Annotated in this window: 12 protein-coding genes and 1 pseudogene; 9 read left to right on the forward strand and 4 right to left on the reverse strand. The window is 37.5% G+C overall.

The features are described from left to right. Positions 1-324: 324 nt before the first annotated feature. The 5 genes and pseudogenes from G9371_RS17170 (at position 325) to groL (ending at position 14,349) form a co-directional block, all read left to right on the forward strand. Positions 325-1,263, forward strand: coding sequence for a diacylglycerol/lipid kinase family protein (locus tag G9371_RS17170; RefSeq protein ID WP_001247645.1), 939 nt, complete (start codon positions 325-327; stop codon positions 1,261-1,263). Further along, complete coding sequence (locus tag G9371_RS17175) at positions 1,244-2,002, forward strand: metallophosphoesterase family protein (RefSeq protein WP_000924309.1); 759 nt, start codon at positions 1,244-1,246, stop codon at positions 2,000-2,002. The genes G9371_RS17170 and G9371_RS17175 overlap by 20 nt, the downstream gene beginning before the upstream one ends. Positions 2,003-2,305: 303 nt before the next feature. Next, positions 2,306-12,125, forward strand: a pseudogene (blp1, locus tag G9371_RS17180) (biofilm-associated Ig-like repeat protein Blp1). 240 nt (positions 12,126-12,365) lie between these two features. Continuing rightward, positions 12,366-12,656, forward strand: a complete 291-nt coding sequence (gene groES, locus G9371_RS17185) for a co-chaperone GroES (RefSeq protein ID WP_000065579.1) — start codon at positions 12,366-12,368, stop codon at positions 12,654-12,656. 58 nt (positions 12,657-12,714) lie between these two features. After that, positions 12,715-14,349 (forward strand): chaperonin GroEL, encoded by a 1,635-nt coding sequence (gene groL / locus G9371_RS17190; protein ID WP_001274623.1) that lies wholly within the window; start codon positions 12,715-12,717, stop codon positions 14,347-14,349. Positions 14,350-14,523: 174 nt separating this feature from the next. On the opposite strand, the gene G9371_RS17195 is transcribed toward groL, so the two are convergent. Continuing rightward, entirely contained in the window at positions 14,524-14,898 is a 375-nt protein-coding gene (locus G9371_RS17195) for a diacylglycerol kinase (protein WP_000379022.1), read from the reverse strand. Positions 14,899-15,004: 106 nt separating this feature from the next. On the opposite strand from G9371_RS17195, the gene G9371_RS17200 reads away from it, so the two are divergent. Continuing rightward, the gene (locus G9371_RS17200) at positions 15,005-15,967 is read left to right on the forward strand and encodes an MBL fold metallo-hydrolase (RefSeq protein ID WP_029423991.1); all 963 of its coding nucleotides are present in this window, start codon (positions 15,005-15,007) and stop codon (positions 15,965-15,967) included. Positions 15,968-16,011: 44 nt separating this feature from the next. Here the strand turns inward: G9371_RS17200 and G9371_RS17205 are convergent, their stop codons facing one another. Then, positions 16,012-17,154, reverse strand: a complete 1,143-nt coding sequence (locus tag G9371_RS17205) for a glycerophosphodiester phosphodiesterase (protein WP_000488513.1) — start codon at positions 17,152-17,154, stop codon at positions 16,012-16,014. Positions 17,155-17,417: 263 nt separating this feature from the next. On the opposite strand from G9371_RS17205, the gene G9371_RS17210 reads away from it, so the two are divergent. Together G9371_RS17210 and G9371_RS17215 are read left to right on the forward strand one after the other, a co-directional pair. After that, positions 17,418-20,513: a multidrug efflux RND transporter permease subunit gene (locus tag G9371_RS17210; protein ID WP_000949244.1), complete on the forward strand. Its 3,096-nt coding sequence runs from the start codon at positions 17,418-17,420 to the stop codon at positions 20,511-20,513. Between the two features lie 72 nt (positions 20,514-20,585). Continuing rightward, positions 20,586-21,161, forward strand: a complete 576-nt coding sequence (locus G9371_RS17215; protein ID WP_001135455.1) for a DUF4112 domain-containing protein — start codon at positions 20,586-20,588, stop codon at positions 21,159-21,161. A 50-nt stretch (positions 21,162-21,211) separates the two neighbouring features. On the opposite strand, the gene htpX is transcribed toward G9371_RS17215, so the two are convergent. Next, on the reverse strand, positions 21,212-22,117 hold the full coding sequence (gene htpX, locus G9371_RS17220) for a protease HtpX (protein ID WP_000984535.1): 906 nt from the start codon (positions 22,115-22,117) through the stop codon (positions 21,212-21,214). Between the two features lie 257 nt (positions 22,118-22,374). Continuing rightward, positions 22,375-23,238, reverse strand: coding sequence for a lytic transglycosylase domain-containing protein (locus tag G9371_RS17225; RefSeq protein WP_000798650.1), 864 nt, complete (start codon positions 23,236-23,238; stop codon positions 22,375-22,377). A gap of 503 nt (positions 23,239-23,741) precedes the next feature. Here G9371_RS17225 and ttcA point away from each other — a divergent pair. After that, positions 23,742-24,647, forward strand: coding sequence for a tRNA 2-thiocytidine(32) synthetase TtcA (ttcA, locus tag G9371_RS17230; RefSeq protein WP_000271249.1), 906 nt, complete (start codon positions 23,742-23,744; stop codon positions 24,645-24,647). The last annotated feature ends 38 nt before the right edge of the window (positions 24,648-24,685 follow it).

Raw genomic sequence — 24,685 nt, forward strand, 5'->3', positions numbered from 1 at the left:
AAAAAGTGGCTGTATTAAAGCATAAAATCATAAAAAAAATAAGACTAAAGACTAACTAGCAGATATTTGGAGTTTTCTTTATTTTTTAATTAAAATCATATGTTTATATGTTTTTATAAGGTTTTTACTTTTATATTTTTATGTTATATGTATGTTATTTATCTAAATTATTTTATTTAAAATCAATAAATTATGGTTGAAAAAATTTTTTGAGAATTATTATTGATTATACAAATGAAGCTCATTCAAAATTTACATAAAGAGACTTTTAATAGGCGATTTTATATACAAAATAGAATAAAGAACTGACTTTACGATAATAAAATGCGGCCTTTGAAACCTCTTTCAATCATCTATAACGAAAAATCAGGATTTCATGCTTCAAAACATGAAGACGTCTATGAGCAGCTCATGACTGTATTTACAGAATATGGTTTTGAAATACAAGTATTTGAATTAAATGAAAATACATTATTTGATGATTTGATAAATAATGTTATTCATCGACATTCACAAAATGAAAATACAGGAGTGGTTGTTGCGGCAGGAGGAGATGGTACTTTAAATGCGGTTGCAACTAAACTTAAAAATACTTCTATTCCCATGGGAATTCTGCCTTTAGGGACTTTTAATTATGTTGCTAAAGTTTTAGAGATTCCGTTAGACCTTTTAGAGGCAGCAGAGGTTATTGCAACAGGTAAACCTAGGTCAGTACATGTAGCAGCTATTAATGATCATATTTATCTAAATAATGCCAGTTTAGGTTTATATCCTCTTTTTATCAAAAAACGCGAACTCTACAATAAATATTTAGGAAGACTGCCTTTACATGCCTATACCTCAGCTTTAGATGTTTTATTGAGAGAAAATAAATCAATGAAGCTTTCTATAACTGTAGATGGCAAGAAATATCCAGTTAAAGCGCCGCTTATTTTCTTTGGAAATAACCAATTGCAACTATGTGATATGAAGCTCAGAATTGCAGAATGTGCAGCACAGGGAAGAGTCGCTGGAGTTGTAATTACAAAAAGTGATAAGCTGAGTTTACTAAATATGCTTTGGCAATGGGTTCAAGGTAAAGTTGAAGATGCACAAGATGTATATAGTTTTTGTGCTGATCATGTCATTGTTGAATGTGCAAAGAAAACCAAACTCACAGTGGCCTTAGATGGAGAAATCATAGAGATGAAACCTCCTTTAAATTTCACTGTAGAAAAAAATGCTTTAAATATTATGGTGCCGAATGTTACTACATCTGTCTGATTTACACTTTGGGACAGAAAAAAAAGAGTGTTTAGAGGCAATAAGAGATTTTTGTATTCAGCAACAGCCTGAAGTGATTGTTGTGAGCGGCGATATTACTCAACGCGCCAAATATGAACAATTTTTTAAATGTCGACAGTATTTAGATAGCCTCAATATTCCTTATCTTGTGGTGCCTGGTAACCACGATATACCTTTGTATCATGTCTGGAACCGTTTTTTTTCTCCATTTACCCGTTATAGATATTTTTTTGGTGAATTAGAGCCGACTTTAGAAACTGAACATTTTTATATTGTTGGGGTGAATAGTATACGTCGTCGTTATCATACGCGTGGGCATATTTCGATTGAACAAATTCAAGCTACTTATGAGCGCTTAGACAGAGGACCTAAAAATAAAATAAAGCTAGTTGTTTTTCATCAACCCTTTTATACGCCCCCTGATAATAAGCATGGAATAAAAGATTGTCCGGTTCTGGGTAAAATCGCTTTAGAAAAGTGGAGTACAACTGGTCTATTTGGAATGTTACATGGGCATCTCCATAAAACAGCTATATATGATTTAACTCAGATTTATTCTTTAAAAATAGATCATCCAATTTTTGATATACATGCAGGTACAGCAACTTCTACTCGCTTATATCATCATAATCCAAATAGCTTTAATACAATTTCAAATGAAGGAAAAATTCAGCATTATTGGTTTAATTACGATTTAAAGATTTTTCAATTAATTTAATTTATAAAAATTCTATAAGACACTTAACTTATGAGTAGATTGATAAAATTTTATCCATTACAATGCTTAAGCTAAAAATTCTATATATGGGGAATAGGAAAACATTTTAAATGTTTTATCATTTTAAAAAATAATATTAATGCATAAAAAGATTTTGACTATATAAAAAGCCGTGCTTTTTAACTAGCTATAATATGGATTTAGTTTTTTATGTTCTTTAATAATATTTTATTAAAATGAGTCTCTATTTGACTTAATATTTTAGAAAAACTTAATAATTATTTGAAATTTCATGGTGGAAAAATGGTACAAGTATCATTAATGGCAAATAATGCTTCAAAAAATAATACAGTTGATATTAATGTTGGCCAAACAAAAAATATTGTAATAGATCCGAAGGTAATCGCAAAAATTGATATTAATCCAGAAAAAATTGCTTCAATAACAAGAGATGGTAATAGTGCGGTTATTCATCTAAAAGATGGGACTGAAATTGTTTTAGAGAACTTTTTTATTAGTGAAAATCCACAAATTCTTTTAAATGAAGGGCAGACTTATTGGACTGCTAATTTAGCTGAAGATGCTACAGGACAGACCACTGTTAATTATTTAGAATTAAAAGAGATACCAAAATATATAGACGCTTCATCTTCTGTACCTATCTGGTCTTGGGTTGTTAGTGCTTTAGCTGGTGCAGGGACAGTTGCATTATTATCTCAGCAAGACGCCAAAGATAAAACACCTCCGGAACCAGGTAAATTGTCTTTCCAAAATCTTTTAGATTCAGGGGAGTTAACACAAGATCAGATCACGAATGATAACAAGTTTAATTTAAAACTCAGCGGACAGGAAAAGGGAAGTAGCGTAACGTATTTAATCTCTACCGATGAAGGTAAAACCTGGCAGGAGACGACATTAAATCAAAAAGATTTAGCTGATGGTATTTATCTTTATAAAGCTGTAGTGACAGACGCTGCTGGCAATACCTCGGAAACGGCTGTACAAAAAGTGGTTGTGGATACTACCGCGCCGCAAGCAGGTGAACTGACTTTATCTGACTTGAGTGATACAGGTGTTTCAGCCACAGATCAGATCACGCAAGATAAAAACTTCAATTTAAAGCTTGAAGGACAGGAAAGCGGCAGCCGAGTAACATATTTGGTCTCTACCGATGAAGGAAAAACTTGGCAAGATACAACGGTCGCTCAAAAAGATTTAACTGATGGTGTTTACCAATATAAAGCTGTAGTGACAGACACTGCCGGCAATACCTCGGAAACGGCTGTACAAAAAGTGGTTGTGGATACTACCACACCACAAGCAGGTGAACTGACTCTATCTGACTTGAATGATACAGGCGTTTCAGTAACAGATCAGATCACACAAGATAAAAACTTCACTTTAAAGCTTGAAGGACAGGAAACTGGTAGCCGAGTAACATATTTAGTTTCCACTGATGAAGGAAAAACTTGGCAGGAAACCACGGTAGCCCAAAAAGATTTAACTGATGGTGTTTACCAATATAAAGCTGTAGTGACAGACGCTGCTGGCAATACCTCGGAAACGGCTGTACAAAAAGTGGTTGTGGATACTACCATACCACAAGCAGGTGAACTGACTCTATCTGACTTGAATGATACAGGCGTTTCAGTAACAGATCAGATCACGCAAGATAAAAACTTCAATTTAAAACTGGAAGTACAGGAAACTGGTAGCCGAGTAACATATTTAGTTTCTACCGATGAAGGAAAAACTTGGCAGGAAACCACGGTAGCCCAAAAAGATTTAACTGATGGTGTTTACAAATATAAAGCTGTAGTGACAGACGCTGCCGGCAATACCTCGGAAACGGCTGTACAAAAAGTGGTTGTGGATACTACCGCACCGCAAGCAGGTAAACTCACTTTATCTGATTTGAATGATACAGGTGTTTCAGCAACAGATCAGATTACGCAAGATAATGGTTTTACTTTAAAGCTAGCTCAACCGATTGTGATTGGGGAACAAGCCGCTTTACTAGACCACTATGAAGTTTCAAAAGATGAAGGAAAAACTTGGCAAGAGACAACAGCTGATCAAAAAGATTTAGCTGATGGTATTTACCAATATAAAGCTATAGTGACAGACCTCGCAGGCAATATCTCAGAATCTGCTATACAAAAAGTTATTGTAGATAATTCCTTAAATGTTGAATCAACCACAGTGATTGTAAAGCCGATTACTGAAGACAATACAATAAGTCTAGTTGAAAAAGATCAAGTTATTTCTATAAGACTTGAAATAGCTAATTTACCCACAGATTTAAATAGCTCACTGACATCAGTAAATACGACATTAGACAATGTTACTTATAATTTTCATTTTGATGAAGTCACGCAAGAATGGGTTACTGAAATTCCAGCAGAGTTTCTTTGGTCAGTAGAGCCGCAAACCAATATATCAATTGAGATTAGTCTTACTGATCAAGCTGGCAATACAGCCATTATCAAACATACCCAAAATTATAATGTGGATCATACTCCGAATTCACCAACCCTAGATTCACTGACTTTCAACAATATAGATGGAGCTATCATTTCAGGTAGTGCATATAAAGGAAGTAAGGTCGATATCTACAATAAAAATGGTGATTGGCTTGCAAGTACAATAACTAATGAAGAAGGTAAATTTACTTTACAAGATCTTTCAATTAACTCAAATCAAGAAGTTTACGCAGTCGCTACTTATAATGGTTATAGTAGTGAAAATTCATCAATTGGGCTAGTTACTGAAGTTCCAGCTATTAGTATTACACGAATTAGTCCAGAAGGCGTGATTAGTGGTTATGCGACTGAAGGTAGTCATTTTATTGTAAAAGATCAGAATGGAAATATTCTACAAGAATTTAATTCTAATGTATTTGATAGCTCTGGTATTACACCATTTAGTGTAATGGCATTAGGCGAATTAAGACCATTTATTTTGTCCCTCGATCAGCCTTTAGAGGAAGGGGCTCAAATTATTATCACTACAGATAAAGATAATATTTCAGGCCATCCACAATATATTACTGCAGACTATACTCCAGCAGTATTTTTAGAAACTCCACAATTTGATATTAGTGGTGAAACTTTATCAGTACATGTTAATGAACCTAACAGCTTTATTCGTGCATTTTCTGGAGAAGGCAATTTAATTGCTACCGGTTTTACCGATGAGCAAGGCTTTGCAAGTTTACAAGTGTTCCAATTTTTAAAAGAAAGCGAAACGGTTACTGTACAAGTAGTAGATAAAAATCAAAATACGAGTGAAACCCTAATCGAGGTTCCAAACTTTGCTTATATTCCACATATTGAACGTATTACACAAGAAGGCTTAATTTCAGGAGTTGCTGAAGATAATAGTACGGTAATTGTACGTGATGCTGACGGCAATGAATTAGGAAAGGTTACATTAGGTGATGAAAATAGTTGGAGTGACTTTAGTCATTTTAGCTTGAATGTAAACCGCCCTTTAATTGATGGAGAGAAAATTTCCGTTCAAATTATTGATAATAAAGGGTTAATGAGTCCTGAGCAAAATATCATCGTAGATCTGACTCCTCCATCTGCTCCAACGGAGTTAAATTTCAATGATGCTGGTGATTTAGTTTATGGTCATGCAGAACCTTTCTCTGAAATTTTAGTTAAAGATGGGCAAGGAAATATTCTTAATAAATGGTTTTGGAATAACTGGACCGATGAGAGTGGAAGTTTCTCAATAGAACTAGGTACATTTTTAACCAATGCTGAGACAGTTTATGTCACGGCTACCGATGTAAATGGAAATGTAAGTTTAGCAGCTCAGATACAAGCGCCTAACTATGCTTTTGCCCCCCATGTAGATAGCTTTACTTCGGATGGCGTGATAAGTGGGCAAGCTGAAAATAATAGTACTCTCACTGTTAAAGATGCCAAAGGTGACGTTGTAGCTGAAATTAAAGTTGGTGAAGATAACGGTTGGAATGGATCAAGTTATTTTAAACTCCAGCTTGATCGTCCTCTTGTCGATGGTGAGCAGTTTTTCTTATCAATTAAGGATGCACGTGGGCAAGTAAGTGCTGATACTGTAATTACCGCTGATACGGTTGCTCCTACACCAGCCAGCAATTTAGTTTTCTCAGAAGATGGTTCATATCTTACGGGTGTAGCAGAACTGAATACTACGATTCAGGTTTTTGATCATAATGGTCAGCTAGTGAATATATGGAATAACACCATTAACTCTGACGGTACATTTACTATTTACTTAGGTAGTAACAATTTACATGGAGAAGCATTCACAGTCACTGTTAAAGACCAAGCCGGAAATGTGAGTGAGGCTATTTCAATAAATGCGCCGCTTGACGATATTGCACCGAATCCAATTAAAAATATTTTACTTGATGCAAATGGTCAAAACTTTACAGCACAAGCAGAAGCAAATAGTCAGATCGAAGTTTTTGATTCATTGGGTAATCAGACAGGTTGGGGTTCTACAGATAGTGCAGGTAATGCTTCTGGTTCTTTCAATCAAACTTATTTACACGGTGAGGAACTCAATTTTTGTTGTTATAGATCGAGCAGGTAATCGCAGTATCGAATTTAAGCAAAATGCTTTAATTGATACCATTGCACCAAATCCGATTGAAAATATCATCTTCAACGAAAATGGCCAAAGTTTTACAGCTCAGGCAGAAGCCGGAAGTTCTATTGATGTATTAGATCAGACTGGAAATAAGATTGGTTTTGGTTACACCGATAGCTCAGGTAATGTATCGGGTTATTTTCAGCAAGTTTACTTACACGGTGAGGAACTTACTTTTGTCGTGATCGATCGAGCAGGTAACCGCAGTGCAGAGGTCAAGCAGAGTGCTTTGAATGATGACGTTGCACCAAATCCGATTGAAAATATTGTATTAGATCTCAATGGTCAGAACTTTACAGCTCAGGCAGAAGCAAATAGCCAAATTGAAATCAAAAATAATAACGGTGACGTCGTAGGTTATGGATCAGCAGATAGTGCAGGTAATGTTTCAGGATATTTGTATCAAGTGCATTTACATGGCGAAGAGCTCACTTTTATTGTAGTTGACCGAGCGGGTAACCGCAGTACAGAGGTCAAGCAGAATGCCTTGATTGATGATATTGCGCCAAATCCGATTGAAAATATTATATTAGATATCAATGGTCAAAACTTTACAGCGCAAGCAGAAGCAAATACTCAAATTGAAGTTAAAAATGCTGTTGGTGAGATTGTAGGTTCAGGTTATGTGGATGGCGCTGGTAACGTGTCAGGTTATTTATATCAAGTCTATTTACATGGAGAAGAGCTCACTTTTGTTGTCGTTGACCGAGCTGGTAACCGCAGTACAGAGGTCAAGCAGAATGCCTTGATTGATAATATCGCACCAAATCCGATTGAGAATATTTTACTTGATGCAAACGGACAGAACTTTACAGCTCAGGCAGAAGCAAACACTCAAATTGAAGTCAAAAATACTGCTGGTGAAGTCATAGGAACTGGTTCAACCGATAGCATGGGTAATGTTTCTGGTTACTTCTATCAGGTCTATTTACATGGTGAAGAACTCACTTTTGTTGTAGTTGATCGAGTGGGTAACCGCAGTACAGAGGTCAAGCAGAATGCCTTGATTGATGACATTGCTCCGAATGCGATTGAAAACATTATCTTTAATGAAAATGGTCAAAACTTTACAGCGCAAGCAGAAGCAAATAGCAAAGTTGAAGTTAAAAATGCTGCGGGTGAGGTTGTAGGTTCTGGTTATGTGGATAGTGCTGGTAATGTGTCAGGTTACTTGAATCAAGTTTATTTAAAAGGTGAGGAGCTCACTTTTGTTGTGATTGATCAAGCTGGTAATCGTAGCATTGAAGTAAAACAAACAGCCTTTCTTGATAATACAGCACCGGAAAATGCGACTAATTTAGTATTTAGTGAAGATGGCTCATATCTAAGTGGTATGGCTGAGCCAAATGCGACGATTCAAATATTTGATCAGTATGGTCAATTATTAAATCAGTGGAATAATAATGTTAATTGGGACGGAACATTTAACATCTATTTAAACAGTAACTACATGCATGGAGAAGTATTTAAAGTAGTTGTAGTTGATCAGGCTGGTAATTTGAGTGGTGAGGTTACTGTAAAAGCACCGCTTGATGATATTGCTCCTGTAGCTGCAAGTGATCTGGTCTTTAATGAAGATGGTTCATCCCTTTCTGGTGTAGCTGAGCCAAATACCTTCATCCAGATTTTTGATCAAAATGGTCAGCAGATGAATACGTGGAGTCAGAGTGTAAATGCTGATGGTACATTTACTATTTTTTTCGGTACTTACAATTTACAGGGTGAAGAGTTTACAGTCATTGTTAAAGACCTTGCTGGAAATGTGAGTGAAGCTGTTTCAGTTAAGGCGCCGCTTGATGATATTGCCCCAAATCCGATTAAAAATATTGTATTTGATGCAAATGGCCAAAGCTTTACGGCACAAGCAGAAGCAAATAGTCAGATTGAAATTTTTGACTCATTTGGTAGTCAGATAGGTTGGGGTTCTACCGATAGCACTGGTAATGTGACGGGTTACTTCTATCAAGTGTATTTACATGGAGAAGAATTAACGTTCGTTGTTATAGACCGAGTAGGTAACCGTAGTGATGAAATGAAGTTAAATGCTTTGATGGATACCATTGCACCAAAGCCGATTGAAAACATCATCTTTAATGAAAATGGGCAAAATTTTACAGCACAAGCAGAAGCAAATAGTTTTATTAGTGTCAAAAATGCTGCGGGTGAGTTTGTTGGCTATGGTTATGTCGATAGTACTGGTAATGTGTCAGGTCACTTCAATCAGGTTTATTTAAAAGGTGAGGAACTCACTTTTATTGTTATAGATAAAGCAGGTAATCAAAGTATTGAATTTAAGCAAAATGCTTTAACTGATGATATTGCACCAAATCCGATTGAAAACATCGTCTTAAATGAAAATGGTCAAAACTTTACAGCGCAAGCAGAAGCCGATAGCCGAATCGAAGTTAAAAATACTGAGGGTGAGGTCGTAGGTTCTGGTTATGTAGATAGTATTGGTAATGTGTCAGGTTCTTTTAATCAAGTCTATTTACATGGAGAAGAGCTTACTTTTGTTGTAGTTGACCGAGCAGGTAACCGCAGTACAGAGGTCAAGCAGAATGCTTTGATTGATGATATTGCGCCAAATCAAATTGAGAATATTGTTTTTGATGTAAATGGTCAGTACTTTACGGGGCGTGCTGAAGCAGATACTCGAATTGAAGTACTAGATCAATTTGGCAACCGCGCTGGTTGGGGATATGTTGATAGCCAAGGTAACGTGATAGGTTATTTCAATCAGGTTTATTTACATGGAGAGGAATTAACTTTCATCGTTGTAGATATAGCTGGTAACCGAAGTGTTGAAGTTAAGCAAAATGCTTTAATTGATAATGTTGCACCAGCAGCAGCTACAAATATTACTTTAAGCTCAGATGGATTGCTTTTTGGTGAGGCTGAGCCAAATGCAACGATTGAAATTATTGATCAATATGGTGCAGTTATCACAACAACTGATGTTGGATATGGTGGGGTCTTTAATCAATGGATCAATTTGAGTCAATACCAGACACAAAATTTAAGTATCGTTGTCAAAGATCAAGCAGGTAACCGCAGTGAAGTTGTTAATGAAATAGTACCTTTATTTACCAACTCACCAATTGCTGCAACAGAGCTAAAATTGGATGTAAATGGCCATATTCTTACAGGTAAGGCGACAGCAGGAATGACGATTGTTGTCACATCTACTGATGGTCAGATCATTAATGGAGAATGGAGCAGTATAGTTAATGAAGATGGTAGTTTTGCTATTAAGTTAAATAGCTATTATCTACATGGACAGACGTTACTAATTCGAGTTTATGACCAGAATACATATCAATACAGCCCAATCACTGAACTTATTGCGCCATTAGACAATATTGCTCCAGTGATTAATGAGGTAGCGATTAGTAACGACGGTCATGAGATAACTGGACATGCTGATTCAAAAGTAATTATTAAAGTAATAGATGCGGATGGAGATTTACGAGCAGAATTTCAAATGGAGGAAGCTGGATATTTCAATGTTGGTATGTATCCACCTGTATTACGTGGAGAGCAATTATTTATCACGGCAACGGATTTAGCTAAAAATATAAGTACGCCATTTAATATTACTTTTAATGCAGATATTAATGCACCACCATCAGCAGATCATGTTGTTTTATCTGAAAATGGTTTCTTCATTGAGGGAACTGCTACACCAAATAGTGAGATGCATATTTTTGATGTGTATAGTAATTATATTGGCGGTGGTTCTGTAGATGAAACTGGATATTTTAATATCCAGTTATACTCACCTCAGGTGAATGGACAAACTTTACGTGTTGTTGTGGAACATAATGGGTATCAAAGCGTTTATACAGAAATTAAGGCACCGATAGACATCGTTGCGCCAAATGCAGCAACACAACTTGTATTGGAAGAAGGAAATATACTTTCTGGGGAGGCTGAAGCATATTCAACTGTTAATATTTTCGATGCTAATAATAATTTAGTTGGTCAGACTACTGTGGGAAGTAGTGGTACTTTCTGGGTGCAATTATGGTCACAATATTGGCATGGTGAAACATTGACAGTAAAAGTAGTTGATGCCAATCAAAATATAAGTGTGGGCTCAACGATTGTTGCTACGAATGATACAACAGTACCGAATGTAGCCACACAACTTGCCATAAATGGATTGGGAGAGCTCGCGGGACATGCAGAAAGTAGAGCTATCCTTGAAGTTATATATCATTTTGCTGATCAAGAATCTTCTGTAACTTCTGTAATAAGTACGACGGTTATGGTTGATGGAACTTTCTCTGTTTATATGTATGAGAATGCAACATCATTTGATCTTACTGTTATTGATCGTGCTGGAAATCGTAGTGAAACTATCAATAAAGCAATTAGTGATTTAACTACAATCACTGTTGATCAGTTTAAAGGTGATTCTGCTGATAATACTTATATAGTTGATCATATAATTGATTTTGTTCAAGAATATATTGTTGAGCCGTATGCAATATATAAAGATGTCTGGATTGATAATAGCTATACATATCCAGAATGGGTCACTGAAGGTCATTACGAACAGATATGGTTTGTTGATGGTTATTATGATTCCCAATTGGTCACAAGTGGTTATTCAACTGTACAAAATGTTTATCAAAATCAGAATGGTATAACTTATATTGATAATGGCATGGCAGATGGCGATTATAGTCGATATGAACAACAATATTATGATTTTGCGAATGGACAATGGCAAGAAGGTTATGAATTGACCTATATACGTTCAGAAGAAGGCTGGGTTGATACTAGTCATTATGAAGACGTTTATGTTGATACAAGTCATTATGAAGATGTTTGGGTAGATACTAGCCACTATCAAGATGTTTTCGTAGAAAGCGGTTATTGGGAGAACCAACTTGTTGAATCAGGCTATCGAGATGTTGATTTTGGTGGACACGATAAAATAATTAGCTCTGTGAGTTATAGTCTGGTTGGATATTCTGATTGGTCGACAGGTCTAGAAAGCGGGCGTTATGTAGAAGACTTGGAACTGGTTGGTTCTGCTCATCTAAATGCAACAGGTAATGCTTTAGATAATCTTTTAACAGGTAACTCTGGTAATAACGTTTTGAATGGGCGTGAAGGTAACGATACCTATATGACTAATGAAGGTACTGATTCCATACTGTTCCAATTGCTAAATAGCCAAGATGCGACTGGCGGGAATGGACATGACACGGTGTTAGATTTTACTTTAGGTGATATCAGAACTGACCTTCAAGCTGATAAAATCGATTTAAGTGAACTATTAATTGACTATTCTAGAGATGTAAGCGCATTAGCTAAATTTATTACTGTAGAGCAAGATGCTGGGAACACGACTATTAGTCTTGACCGAGATGGCGAGGGTACAATGTTTAATAGTGTGTCATTGATAACTCTAAATCAAGTAAATACAACATTAGACGAATTACTAAATAACCAGCAAATCATTGTTTAATATAAATATTTAACTTTAGTAAAGAGGCTATGAAAATAGCCTCTTTTATTTTGTGCTTTAAATTTAATAAAAACTCTTCACAACCTGTTAAAAAATGACCAAAAAAATAGAATTTTTTTTCATTTTCCCCTTGAAGCCATTTTTTTCATCCCCACAAAAGTGACATCTAAATATTTTGTTATTGCTCTGGATTAAAGCAATAACGATTAATCAAAAAGACTAAGTCTGATGGAGTTAATTATGAGCAACATTCGTCCATTACATGATCGCGTTGTGATTCGTCGCGTAGAAGAAGAAACCAAAACTGCTGGCGGTATTTTATTGCCAGGTTCTGCTGCTGAAAAACCATCTCAAGGTGAAGTAATTGCAGTAGGCAATGGTCAAATCACTGATAACGGCGTACGTGCTTTGGATGTTAAAGTTGGTGACAAGGTGTTATTTGGTACTTATGCAGGTACAACAGTTAAAGTAAATGGTGAAGAACTCTTAATCATGAAAGAGTCAGACATCTTAGCTGTATTAGAAGGCTAATCGATCCATAACTCAATTCATTATCAGATTCAGTATTTAAAAAGATTCGGAGTTTAATATGTCAGCTAAAGACGTAAAATTTGGTGATTCAGCTCGCTCAAAAATGATTGCAGGGGTAAACGTACTTGCAGATGCGGTTAAAGTGACTTTAGGTCCTAAAGGCCGTAATGTTGTGATCGACCGCTCTTTCGGCGCGCCGCACATCACTAAAGACGGTGTAACTGTTGCAAAAGAAATTTCATTAAAAGACAAGTTTGAAAACATGGGTGCTCAACTTGTTCGTGAAGTTTCAAGCAAAACTAACGACATCGCAGGTGACGGTACAACAACTGCAACTGTACTTGCTCAAGCAATTTTAAATGAAGGTATCAAATCAGTAACTGCTGGTATGAACCCAATGGATTTAAAACGCGGTATCGACATTGCAGTAAAAACTGTAGTTGAAAATATCCGTTCTATTGCTAAACCAGCTGATGATTTCAAAGCAATTGAACAAGTAGGTTCAATCTCTGCTAACTCTGATACTACTGTTGGTAAACTTATTGCTCAAGCAATGGAAAAAGTAGGTAAAGAAGGCGTAATCACTGTAGAAGAAGGTTCTGGCTTCGAAGACGCATTAGACGTTGTAGAAGGTATGCAGTTTGACCGTGGTTATATCTCTCCGTACTTTGCAAACAAACAAGATACTTTAACTGCTGAACTTGAAAATCCGTTCATCCTTCTTGTTGATAAAAAAATCAGCAACATTCGTGAATTGATTTCTGTTTTAGAAGCAGTTGCTAAAACTGGTAAACCACTTCTTATCATCGCTGAAGATGTTGAAGGTGAAGCGCTTGCAACTCTTGTTGTAAACAACATGCGCGGTATCATCAAAGTATGTGCTGTTAAAGCTCCTGGTTTCGGTGACCGTCGTAAAGCAATGCTTCAAGACATCGCGATCTTGACTGGCGCAACAGTTATTTCTGAAGAAGTTGGTATGTCTTTAGAACAAGCAACTCTTCAAGATTTAGGTACAGCGCACAAAATCACTGTTTCTAAAGAAAACACAGTTATTGTTGACGGTGCTGGTGATGCTGCTGCTATCGCTGAGCGTGTTCAACAAATCCGTGCTCAAATCGAAGAATCTACTTCAGAATATGACCGTGAAAAATTACAAGAACGTGTTGCTAAGTTAGCAGGCGGTGTTGCTGTAATTAAAATCGGTGCAGCAACTGAAGTTGAAATGAAAGAGAAGAAAGACCGCGTAGACGACGCACTTCACGCAACTCGTGCAGCAGTTGAAGAAGGTGTTGTTGCTGGTGGTGGTGTTGCTCTTGTTCGCGCTGTAAATGCTCTTGAAGGCTTAAAAGGCGCTAACGAAGATCAAACAGCTGGTATCAACATTTTACGCCGTGCGATTGAAGCTCCACTTCGTCAAATCGTTGCGAATGCTGGTGATGAGCCATCTGTAGTTATCAACGCTGTTAAGAATGGTGAGGGTAACTTCGGTTACAACGCTGCAACTGGCGAATATGGTGATATGTTAGAAATGGGTATCCTTGACCCAGCTAAAGTAACTCGTTCTGCACTTGAACACGCTGCTTCTGTTGCTGGCTTAATGTTAACTACAGAATGTATGATTACTGACATTCCTGAAGACAAACCAGCTGCTCCAGATATGGGCGGTATGGGTGGTATGGGCGGAATGATGTAATAACGCATCAACGCTTTAACCCAAAAAAATCCCTGCATTCGCAGGGATTTTTTTATTTTTCCAGTAATTTTAAGAATAAGTTAAGTTCAGTACCCTAAAATTAAAACAGGAACAGCAGCTAGAAGTTCCTCTTTTGTTACAACCATGCTTATCTATTTATAAGCATGGTTTTTTTTATCCAAATAAAATAATAAGCCAAGTTGCGACAATAATAGAAAGTGCAACAAACTGAGCGGCACTACCCATATCTTTCGCATTTTTGGAAAGTTGGTGTTTCTCGAGTGAAACTCGGTCAACCACTGCTTCAATGGCAGAGTTGAAGAGCTCAACAATGATGGCGAACAAACAGACAATAATCATCAGGGCATGTTCGCCGCGAGTTACATCAAGGAAAAAGCTGACAGGGATGAGTACAAGATTAATTAAAACAATTTGCCGAAATGCAGCTTCATTTTGGTAAGCAGCTTTAAATCCTGAAATTGAATAACTGGTGGCATTCAAGATGCGCTTTAGGCCACTTTTACCCTTATAGGGAGAATAACTATCCATTCACTTATATTTTTGACACTTTTCATGCATTATATAGTGCAGCCCTTAAAAAAATATTAAATCTTTTTTAAAGATTTTGACTTTATAACTCCATAGAGAAGAAGAGATGAAAAAACTATTTGTAGCCTTAGGACTTATCATGGGTAGCTTGCATATAAGCTATGCAGAACCAGCTTCAGCTCAACAAGTACCTGGATATTACCATCATCAATTCGGTAATTATCGGATAACTTCCTTGCTCGATGGCACTATTTATCTAGATCCTAAATTGTTCAAAAATTTAAGTCCGGCTGAAAAAACTAAAATTTTAACGAAATATGCTGCTGTAAATGAAAAGGGGATTCAGACTTCAGTAAATGCCTTTTTAGTTGATGATGGTAAAAGTTTGACGCTTGTTGACAGTGGAGCTGCGAGTTGTTTTGGTCCACAGTTAGGTTCAATTGCTAAAAATCTTGAATTAGCGGGCTATCAACTTGCCAATGTGAAAACTGTTTTATTGACCCACTTACATCCAGACCATGTGTGCGGTATTGCTCAAAATGGAAAAGCCGTATTTCCTAATGCAACGATCTATGCTCATGAACGTGAAGCAGATTATTGGTTAGATCCAGCAAATGAAAAAACTGTACCAGCGGATAAAAAAGAAAATTATTTAGGTACTGTTAAAAACGTAAAAGCTGCACTTGCACCTTATCAAGCAAAAAAAGCATTCAAAACCTTTAAAGATGGTGATGTTATTCAAGGTTTTGAAGTAATCAATACACAAGGGCACACACCGGGACATCATAGCTTCCGTTTGAAGAGTAAAGGGCAACAAATTGTCTTTGTTGGTGATATTGTCCACTCACATTCTTTACAGTTTGATGCTCCAAAAACTGGGGTAGATTTTGATGTAAATTCAGAGCAGGCAATTAATACTCGTTTAAAAATGTTTGCTGAAATTTCAAATAAGCAACAATGGGTAGCTGCCCCGCATTTACCGTTCCCGGGAATTGGTCATGTGTATAAAGTGAATGCTGAGCAGTATCAGTGGATTCCTTTATATTTCAATAACAGTCTTGATAAATAAAAAAAACAGGGCATTCATTGCCCTGTTTTTTTATGAAGATTGAGTTATTTTGCAGCTTTTTCAAAATTAGTGACAGCTTCACGACCGAGTGCTGGGTCATCTGTAAAGACGCCATCAACACCTGCCTTGAAATAGGCTTCAAACTCTTTTAATGCACCAGATGGACAACGTTCTGCAGGTTTATCTGAGCTGCACTTTAACGGCGCTGGTAAGAAGTTATTTTCTGGTCGGAAAGTATAAGGATGTACTTTTAAGCCAGCCGTATGTGCATCAGAAATAAACGTACTAGTTTTATAAGAGCCATCATTATTAAAGGTCAGTATGTAACCTTTACTTGGTCCTACACCATTTGCATATTTGGCAACATCTTTTAACCCTTGTGCTGTGGCCAAATCTGCATAAGTTTTAGTGTCACCAGACTCTACGAAGTCTGCTGGTCGAGATGTTTTTGAATCGTATAGCTGAATAATTTGTGCATGTTTAAGCGTCTTATGAAGATCAAGCTCCCTTTTTAAATCTTTTAGATTCTGAACTTCAAAAGACTGTAAATAGACAGGTGCAATATCACGTGTATATTTATATTTGGCTAAGGTTTTTAGAAGAGTATCTTCCATTGCCAGATTTTGATTTTTAAAATAAGTCGGATGTTTCGTCTCAATATATAAACCTATAATTTTCCCTGTCTTTTTATAGTTAGCTTCGGCAAGCTCAATGATTTGTTCTAGAGTTGGGACAGGGTAAAGGTCATTATAAGCTGTGTTGGCTGGTCGAAACTCAGGAATACGTTCACGCGCTTTAAGCTGCTGTAATTCACTTAAAGTGAAGTCTTCCGTGAACCAACCAGTTAAGTCGACGCCATCAATATTTTTTGTTTTTTTACGGTCTGCAAACTGACTTAAAGTGCTTACATTGGTTGTTCCACCAATCTCATTTTCATGGCGGGCAACCAATACGCCATCTTTTGTAGAGACTAGATCAGGTTCAATGAAATCTGCGCCGTCATCAATCGCTTTTTGATATGAAGCTAAAGTATGTTCAGGACGTAAAGCGCTAGCGCCGCGGTGTCCTACTACTAGAATTTTAGGAAGTTGATATTCTGGCGTGGTTGGCGTCGTTTCAGTTTTATCGTCATCATTACAACCAACCAAGCTAATTAAACTTAAGCATAAAAGTGCTTTTCTAAACATAATTCTACTCATATTGTTTTAGTTGAAACGACTCAAGTTTCAGGGCCTTGTTTGACATGATCATGAAGAATTCATGAATTTTAAGTGACACTCGTTAACTGGTTTTTTATTGGTTTGTTGGAAATATTCAATCACGCTTTGTTTTTGTCTTAATTACATTTATTGTTTAATTCTACTTGTCTTTTTTATACCGCTCGTTGATCATCACAAGGTCTCGAAGCGGCATTTACTTCTGTTAATTAACGACATCATACCGAGCAGCCATGCTATCTAAATTTTTTATTCAACGCCCCATTTTTGCCAATGTATTGGCGATCATTGTTATGGCTTTCGGTATTTTTTCGGTCATGAATTTGCCTGTAGAACGGTATCCAGACATTGCTCCACCTAAAATTACTGTGTCGGCCAACTATAGTGGTGCAGATGCACAAACGGTTGAGCAAAGTGTTACTCAAATTTTAGAACAGCAAATACAAGGGATTGATCACTTACTCTATTTTAGTTCATCAAGTGACTCATCTGGACGTAGTCGAATTACCATAAGTTTTGATAACGGAACAAATCCGGATACTGCTCAGGTCCAAGTACAAAATAGTATTAGTGGCGTAATACGTCGCTTACCGGATGAAGTTCAACGCCAAGGTGTTACGGTAAGTAAGTCACTGGGTGACACTTTTATGGTAATTGGCTTATATGACTCGACTGGTAAAACAGGAAACATTGAGCTATCGGACTATTTAACTACGCATGTGGTAGATAACCTGAACCGTATTGAAGGGGTGGGCGAAACTGATGTATTTGGTTCACAATATGCCATGCGTATCTGGTTAAATCCGGATAAATTAAAACAATATAATTTAATGCCAAGTGATGTAGCGAATGCAATCACCGCACAAAATACTCAAGTCGCCGCAGGGGCAATTGGTGACTTACCCGTAATTGACGGTCAATATTTAAATACAAAAGTCACAGCAGGTTCTCGCTTAAAAACAGTTGAGGATTTTAAAAATATTGTCGTGAAGTCGAATAAAACGGCGAGTTATGTGTATTTAAAAGATATTGCCAGAGTTGAGCTAGGTGCAGAAAACTATCAGTCTTTTAACACTATTAATGGCTATCCTGCCGCAGGTTTGGGTATTTCTTTATCTTCAGGTGCAAATGCAATTCAGACCTCTAAGCTCATCCACCAAACTCTAGATCAGCTTACAACGAAACTACCAGCGGGTTATAAAATCGTTTATCCACGAGATAATACGCCCTTTGTTCAAGAGTCAATTAAGGAAGTAGTAAAGACTCTGGTAGAGGCGATTATTCTGGTTATTTTGGTCATGTTCCTGTTCTTACAAAGCTGGCGTGCTACGCTCATTCCGAGTATTACCGTTCCAGTTGTAATTTTAGGAACTTTCGCGGTCTTATATGTGCTTGGTTTTAGTATTAACACCTTAACGTTATTTGCGCTGGTACTCGCGATTGGTTTGTTGGTCGATGATGCGATCGTGGTCGTGGAAAACGTTGAGCGGCTCATGCATGAACAGCACTTATCTCCTAAAGAAGCTGCTATTGAGTCGATGGGGGAAATTAGTGGTGCCTTAGTCGGAATTACGTTGGTTTTAACTGCTGTTTTTATTCCAATGTCCTTTTTAGGCGGTTCAATTGGGGTGATTTACCGTCAGTTTTCTATTACTTTAGTTGCCGCTATGGCGTTGTCGCTTATTGTTGCGCTCATTTTAACACCGGCTTTATGTGCATTAATTTTAAAACCAAACCCTCAACCTCAGCGTTGGGCCGTATGGTTTAACCAAAAGATTGAGCAACTTAAAAATCAATATATCAAGCTTGTTCAGACGAGTATTCATTACAGTAAATCAGTTATTGTGATTTTTGTGGCTTTAATTGCCGTTTTTACGCTGTTCTATAACGGTTTAAAAAGCGGTTTTATTCCTAAAGAAGACCAAGGAATTTTAAGTGTTCAAATTAAGCTCGTAGACAGCGCACCAATTTCTCAAAGCCAGAAAATTGGTGAGCAAGTCCGCCAATATTTCTTAACTCAAGAAGATAAAAATGTAGATTTGGTTTTAATCCGCTATGGACGAAATTATTCGGGCACGGGACAAAACTTGGCACAAGGGTTTATTGCTCTAAAACCGTGGGATGTCCGAACAGGAAAAGAAAACTCGGCTGAGGCTATACAAAAGCGTGCAATGAAATACTTTAGTCATTTTAATAATGCACAGATTAATGTGACTTTACCTGCCTCAGTTAATGGCTTAGGTCAAACAGATGGTCTGGATTTATGGATTCAGGATTTGAATGGACAGGGGCAAGATTTTCTAGATAGTGCCTTCCGCCAATTGCAGGCTCAAAGTAAAAATTATTCAACTTTCGAAAACTTTGATAAGCAGTCAACCAATAGTAAGGCAAATCTTAATATTAAGATTGACCAGAAACAGGCACTAGCAAATGGACTACAGCTATCGGCAATTAATAACACTTTGTCGAGCGCATGGGGCGGAACTTATGTAAATGACTTTATTGATCGGGGCCGTATTAAACGTGTCATGATTCAAGGTGATGCCGAGTTTAGATCTAAACCGGAAGATTTATATAACTGGTCTGTACGTAATGACCAAAATGAAATGGTTCCCTTTAGTTCATTTGCCAACTTTAGCTGGGGCGGGGCGCCGGAAATTGTAAAACGCTATATGGGATATAGTGCTTTACAACTACAAGCAGATGTTGCGAGTGGCAGCAGTTCTGGCCAAGCGATGAAAGATGTAGAACAACTTGTTAACCAGCAAAAAGATATTGGTTTAGCGTGGACAGGTTTATCTTTTGAAGAACAAAAGTCGACTAATCAGGCCGTGTGGTTATATTTAATTTCGGCTGGATTTATTTTCTTATGTTTAGCTGCTTTATATGAAAGCCTAAGTATTCCCGCCGCCGTAATGACATCTATTCCGCTTGGTGTAGGAGGAAGTGTGATTTTCTCTTATATTTTTGGTTTGCCAAATGACGTGTATTTCCAAATTGCGCTATTAACGACTATTGGTTTGTCATGTAAAAATGCCATTTTAATTGTTGAGTTCGCGGCCTTAGCGCAAGAAAAAGGTAAGAATGCCATTCAGGCAGCCTTAGAAGGTGCGAGCTTACGATTAAGACCGATTCTAATGACCTCTTTAGCCTTTGGGGCAGGTGTAATTCCGCTTGTGTTTGCTCAAGGCGCTGGTGCGGTTAGTCGTCAAGAAATTGGTATTAGTATTTTAGGTGGCGTGATGTTTGGTACTGTGCTGGTTCTGTTTTTTATTCCGGTCATGTACGTATTATTACGTTCACTGTTTAAATCGAAAGCTTCAACTTAAAAGTAAACAATTTAAAAACGGGCATCAAATCAAGTATATTAAGATTAACTTTTCTTCTTATATTTGATTTTGATGCCTCAAGAAAAAAAATTAACACAGCAGCAGGTTATCGCACTAGAACGGGATCTTGCCAAGTTCGCAACCATGATGGATAGTGCGGTCCGTATTCCTTTTACAAAGCAAGGTATTGGTGCCGATGCTGCGCTGAGTACGATTCCAATTGCAGGTGATGTCGCTGGTTTCGCATTGACCTGTTATGCCATCTATAAAGCCAAACAAATTGGTGTGCCTCAGCATAAGCTCACTCCAGTGATCAAACTTGCCGTTGTAGATGCTGTAGTCGGATTTGTTCCTGTGGCTGGGACTATTTTTGATATTTTTATAAGACCAAGTCGAAAAGCACTAGATGTAGTTCACACGCACATACGTGAAGAATATGCGATCCAAAGTGATATTCATGTCGTTCATCCGTATTTACATGAAAAGCTCGAAAAGAAACAACAACAGTCGGCATTCTGGCGTAACCCTGTTGTGAGTTGGTTATGGTTGCACATACCCGATTTATTAGGTGCGTTTGCACTGCTTTTAATTGGCTTAGCTGTGTGGTGGGGTGCAAGTTACCTTTGGGGACTTTATCAAACCGTGTAATCAAAAAAATAAAGCCTCCATTTGGAGGCTTTATTTTTACATTAAACGTTTTATGGGCAATCTAATTGGTGTAGAGCTGCCACACGTTGTTCAATTGTAGGGTGGGTTTGGAACAATGCAGCTAAACTAAAGCCTTGTTCTTTACCTTCCGCAATTGCGAACGCTTTCATTTCTTTTGGCATTTGGTCAGGTAACTCTGTTTCAGCTTGTAAACGTAATAAAGCAGAAATCATTGCTTGTTTACCAGCTAAACGCGCACCGGCTTCATCTGCACGGTATTCACGGTAACGAGAGAACCACATCACAATGGCAGAGGCAAGAATACCGAACACGATATCTAGAACCATTGTAATGATGAAATAACCCATACCTGGGGCTTCATTGTCTTGACGACCAAAGACATTACGGTCAATAAAGTCACCTACTACACGAGCAAAGAACATAACGAAGGCGTTTACAACACCTTGGATGAGCGCCAATGTGACCATGTCACCATTTGCAACGTGGCCGATCTCGTGCGCGAGTACAGCACGTAGCTCATCTTTGTTCATACGCTCAAGTAGACCGCTTGAAACGGCAACTAAGGCATCATTTTTATTCCAGCCTGTTGCAAAGGCATTAGACTGATATGAAGGGAAGATACCAACTTCTGGCATATTAATACCAGCACGTTGAGAAAGTTCAGCGACTGTTTGCAATAACCAGCTTTCAGCTTGGTTACGAGGAGCATTTGGGTCAATCAGTTCTGTACCAGTAGTTTTCTTAGCCATCCATTTGGACATGAATAGAGAGACTAAAGAGCCCACCATACCGAACACAAAACAGATGACTAAAAGGTTGCCTAGATTTAAGCCACCCGCGCCATGGTAACTACCGACACCGAAGAGTGACAAAATAATGCCAGCTACAACCAGTACCGCGAGGTTGGTAAGCAAAAACAAACCAATCCGCATCATTGAGAAAATCCTCTTATAAATAAAATATTATCTGATTTATAAATTATAAATCACTCAGCTAATATGCGGCGCTTAGGGGAAAAATTCAAGAAAAAAATAAGGAATCAATACATTCTTTGCGATCTAAGAATGTATTTAAATTAAACAAGTTATTAGAAGGCCCCTCTGAACACGACAGTGGGAGTAATAGATCATTACAATTTTTTGACAATAGAACCCGCTAAATAAATAACCGTAAGGTATAAGGCCTTTTGAGCTTACTCAATCCGGATATGTGCAATAGCAGTTGCATTATTGGTGACATAAGTTCCCGTAGGTGCGTCTGTATATGTACCATCTGGCAATGTAACGATTTGGCGCGAGGAAGAATACTTTATAGGCTGAGCAGAGACTTGCGTCGAAGTACTGTGCGGTATGGCTGGCTGGTTTATCGCTTGGGCAGAAATACTCGAATTGCTAAAAGAAGAAAGGCCTACACCAGAAGAATATAAGTTTTGGTAGCGGCTTGTGACTCGGCGAACATAATCTTGGGTTTCACGGAATGGGGGAATACCGCCATATTTATCGACGTTTCCTTCTCCTGCATTATAAGCGGCAAGGGCCATTTGCGTATTACCGTTAAAACGTTTGAGCAACCAACTTAAATATTTAGCACCAGCGAAGATATTTTGCTGAGGATCATAAGCGTTAGATACATTAAAACGACGAGCAGTAGCCGGCATAAGCTGCATTAAACCTTGGGCACCAACCGGAGAGCGGGCATTTACATTAAAGCCAGACTCGGTATGCATAACGGCTTTGATTAATCCTTCCGAAACACCATGCTGTTGTGCTGCCTGCTTAATAATATGGTCAAAAGCATTTTTGTTTTTGCTATAGCTTGGTAAAACCGAAGCCTCTGAAGTCCCCCAGTTGCTATAACTATGAATATTACTATCCGGGTAGTAGGTGACTTTTACTTTTTTGAGTGAATGGTCATAACTTTTACGGTTAGTCAGTAAAGTACTGCCGTTTTTGTCTTGGTAAATGTACATCTGACCTGCTGAAGTCGGCGTTATACCTACCGAAAAAGTGGTCATCCCCAGTAAACAAGAAAAAAGATATTGAACCGAATTTTTCATTTTATGTTATTCACAATTTTAGGGTCTCAAAACTTGTCAAAGAGTTTATCAAAAAATATTACTTAAAGAAGTTTTGTGTAATTTTTTTTATTTTGACTCTTTGAAAAAATCAAGCAGTTTTGCTCGAATGATCATCAAAAAAAATTAAAAAAAATTTTTAAAATGATTCTATTGACTTGAATAACTATTTGAAAAATAAGGGTAAAAATCATTGGTTAAAAAATGATCAATTTAAATAAAACCCTTAACAGAAGGTCAAAACAGTTTGTCAAGTATTAAGAAATCCACAATTTTATCCACAGGTTTTGTGGAAAACTGTGGAAAAGTCCAAAAAGTAAGCATTTTGCGCAAAAAATGAACTCATCGGTCAAAATAGCGCACTGCTTTTGCATCATGCCTGAGCATTATGACGACTTCAAGAATTGAAACTATTCTTTTGATGCGATTCTCATCCGAATCATATAAAATTGCGCGGTATTTTTATTTATGGGTATATCTCGTCTATGTACGCGCCAGTTGAGTCCAACGAAGGATTTAATTTTAAGCCTGAACTTCCAACAAGCTCGGCCTATTATCGTTTGCTTAAGAAGCTTCGCCGTCAAGTTGGACATGCCATCCGTGACTTCAATATGATTGAAGATGGTGACAAGGTCATGGTGTGTGTGTCTGGTGGTAAAGACAGTTATACCTTGCTCGACATTTTGTTGCAGTTCAAACGTATTGCACCAATCAACTTTGATATTGTTGCGGTTAACCTTGACCAAAAGCAGCCGGGTTTCCCTGAAGATGTCTTACCACGTTATATGGAAGAGAATAACATTCCGTATTACATTTTGGAAAAAGACACTTACAGCATTACCAAACGTTTAACTCCTGAAGGTAAAACGTACTGTGCTGTGTGTTCACGTTTACGCCGTGGTTCGCTTTATGGCTTTGCTCAAGAAATTGGTGCAACCAAAGTTGCGCTAGGGCATCACCGTGATGACATTATTGCTACTTTCTTCTTGAACTTATTCCATGGCGGTAGCTTAAAGGCAATGCCACCTAAGCTTTTATCGTCGGATAAGAAAAATATTTTGATTCGTCCTTTGGCTTATGTTGAAGAAAAGGACATTATCAAATATGCAGAGTTACGTAAGTTCCCGATTATTCCGTGTAACCTTTGTGGTTCACAAGAGAACTTACAACGTGCCATGATCAATGAAATGCTTCGTGAATGGGACAAACAGTATCCAAAACGTTTACACAGCATTTTTGGTGCGTTACAGAACGTTTCACCTTCACAACTTGCTGACCGTGATTTGTTCGATTTCGAAGTTCTTGACTCGCAGCGCGAATTAGACTTTAAAGATCCAGAAGAACTGAAAAAACGTTTAGATGTAGTGAACTTAAGCTTTGCTGCTGAATAAAACGAATTAATAAGTCAATTGAAGGCACTTTATAAACA

This window comes from Acinetobacter sp. EKM10A (assembly GCF_011075215.1).
GTDB lineage: Bacteria > Pseudomonadota > Gammaproteobacteria > Pseudomonadales > Moraxellaceae > Acinetobacter > Acinetobacter baumannii.

Coding starts and splice junctions, on each gene's coding strand:
- G9371_RS17170 (WP_001247645.1), top strand. CDS start 325: ATGCGGCCTTTGAAACCTCTTTCAATCATCTATAACGAAAAATCAGGA.
- G9371_RS17175 (WP_000924309.1), top strand. CDS start 1,244: ATGTTACTACATCTGTCTGATTTACACTTTGGGACAGAAAAAAAAGAG.
- groES (WP_000065579.1), top strand. CDS start 12,366: ATGAGCAACATTCGTCCATTACATGATCGCGTTGTGATTCGTCGCGTA.
- groL (WP_001274623.1), top strand. CDS start 12,715: ATGTCAGCTAAAGACGTAAAATTTGGTGATTCAGCTCGCTCAAAAATG.
- G9371_RS17195 (WP_000379022.1), bottom strand. CDS start 14,898: ATGGATAGTTATTCTCCCTATAAGGGTAAAAGTGGCCTAAAGCGCATC.
- G9371_RS17200 (WP_029423991.1), top strand. CDS start 15,005: ATGAAAAAACTATTTGTAGCCTTAGGACTTATCATGGGTAGCTTGCAT.
- G9371_RS17205 (WP_000488513.1), bottom strand. CDS start 17,154: ATGTTTAGAAAAGCACTTTTATGCTTAAGTTTAATTAGCTTGGTTGGT.
- G9371_RS17210 (WP_000949244.1), top strand. CDS start 17,418: ATGCTATCTAAATTTTTTATTCAACGCCCCATTTTTGCCAATGTATTG.
- G9371_RS17215 (WP_001135455.1), top strand. CDS start 20,586: ATGCCTCAAGAAAAAAAATTAACACAGCAGCAGGTTATCGCACTAGAA.
- htpX (WP_000984535.1), bottom strand. CDS start 22,117: ATGATGCGGATTGGTTTGTTTTTGCTTACCAACCTCGCGGTACTGGTT.
- G9371_RS17225 (WP_000798650.1), bottom strand. CDS start 23,238: ATGAAAAATTCGGTTCAATATCTTTTTTCTTGTTTACTGGGGATGACC.
- ttcA (WP_000271249.1), top strand. CDS start 23,742: ATGTACGCGCCAGTTGAGTCCAACGAAGGATTTAATTTTAAGCCTGAA.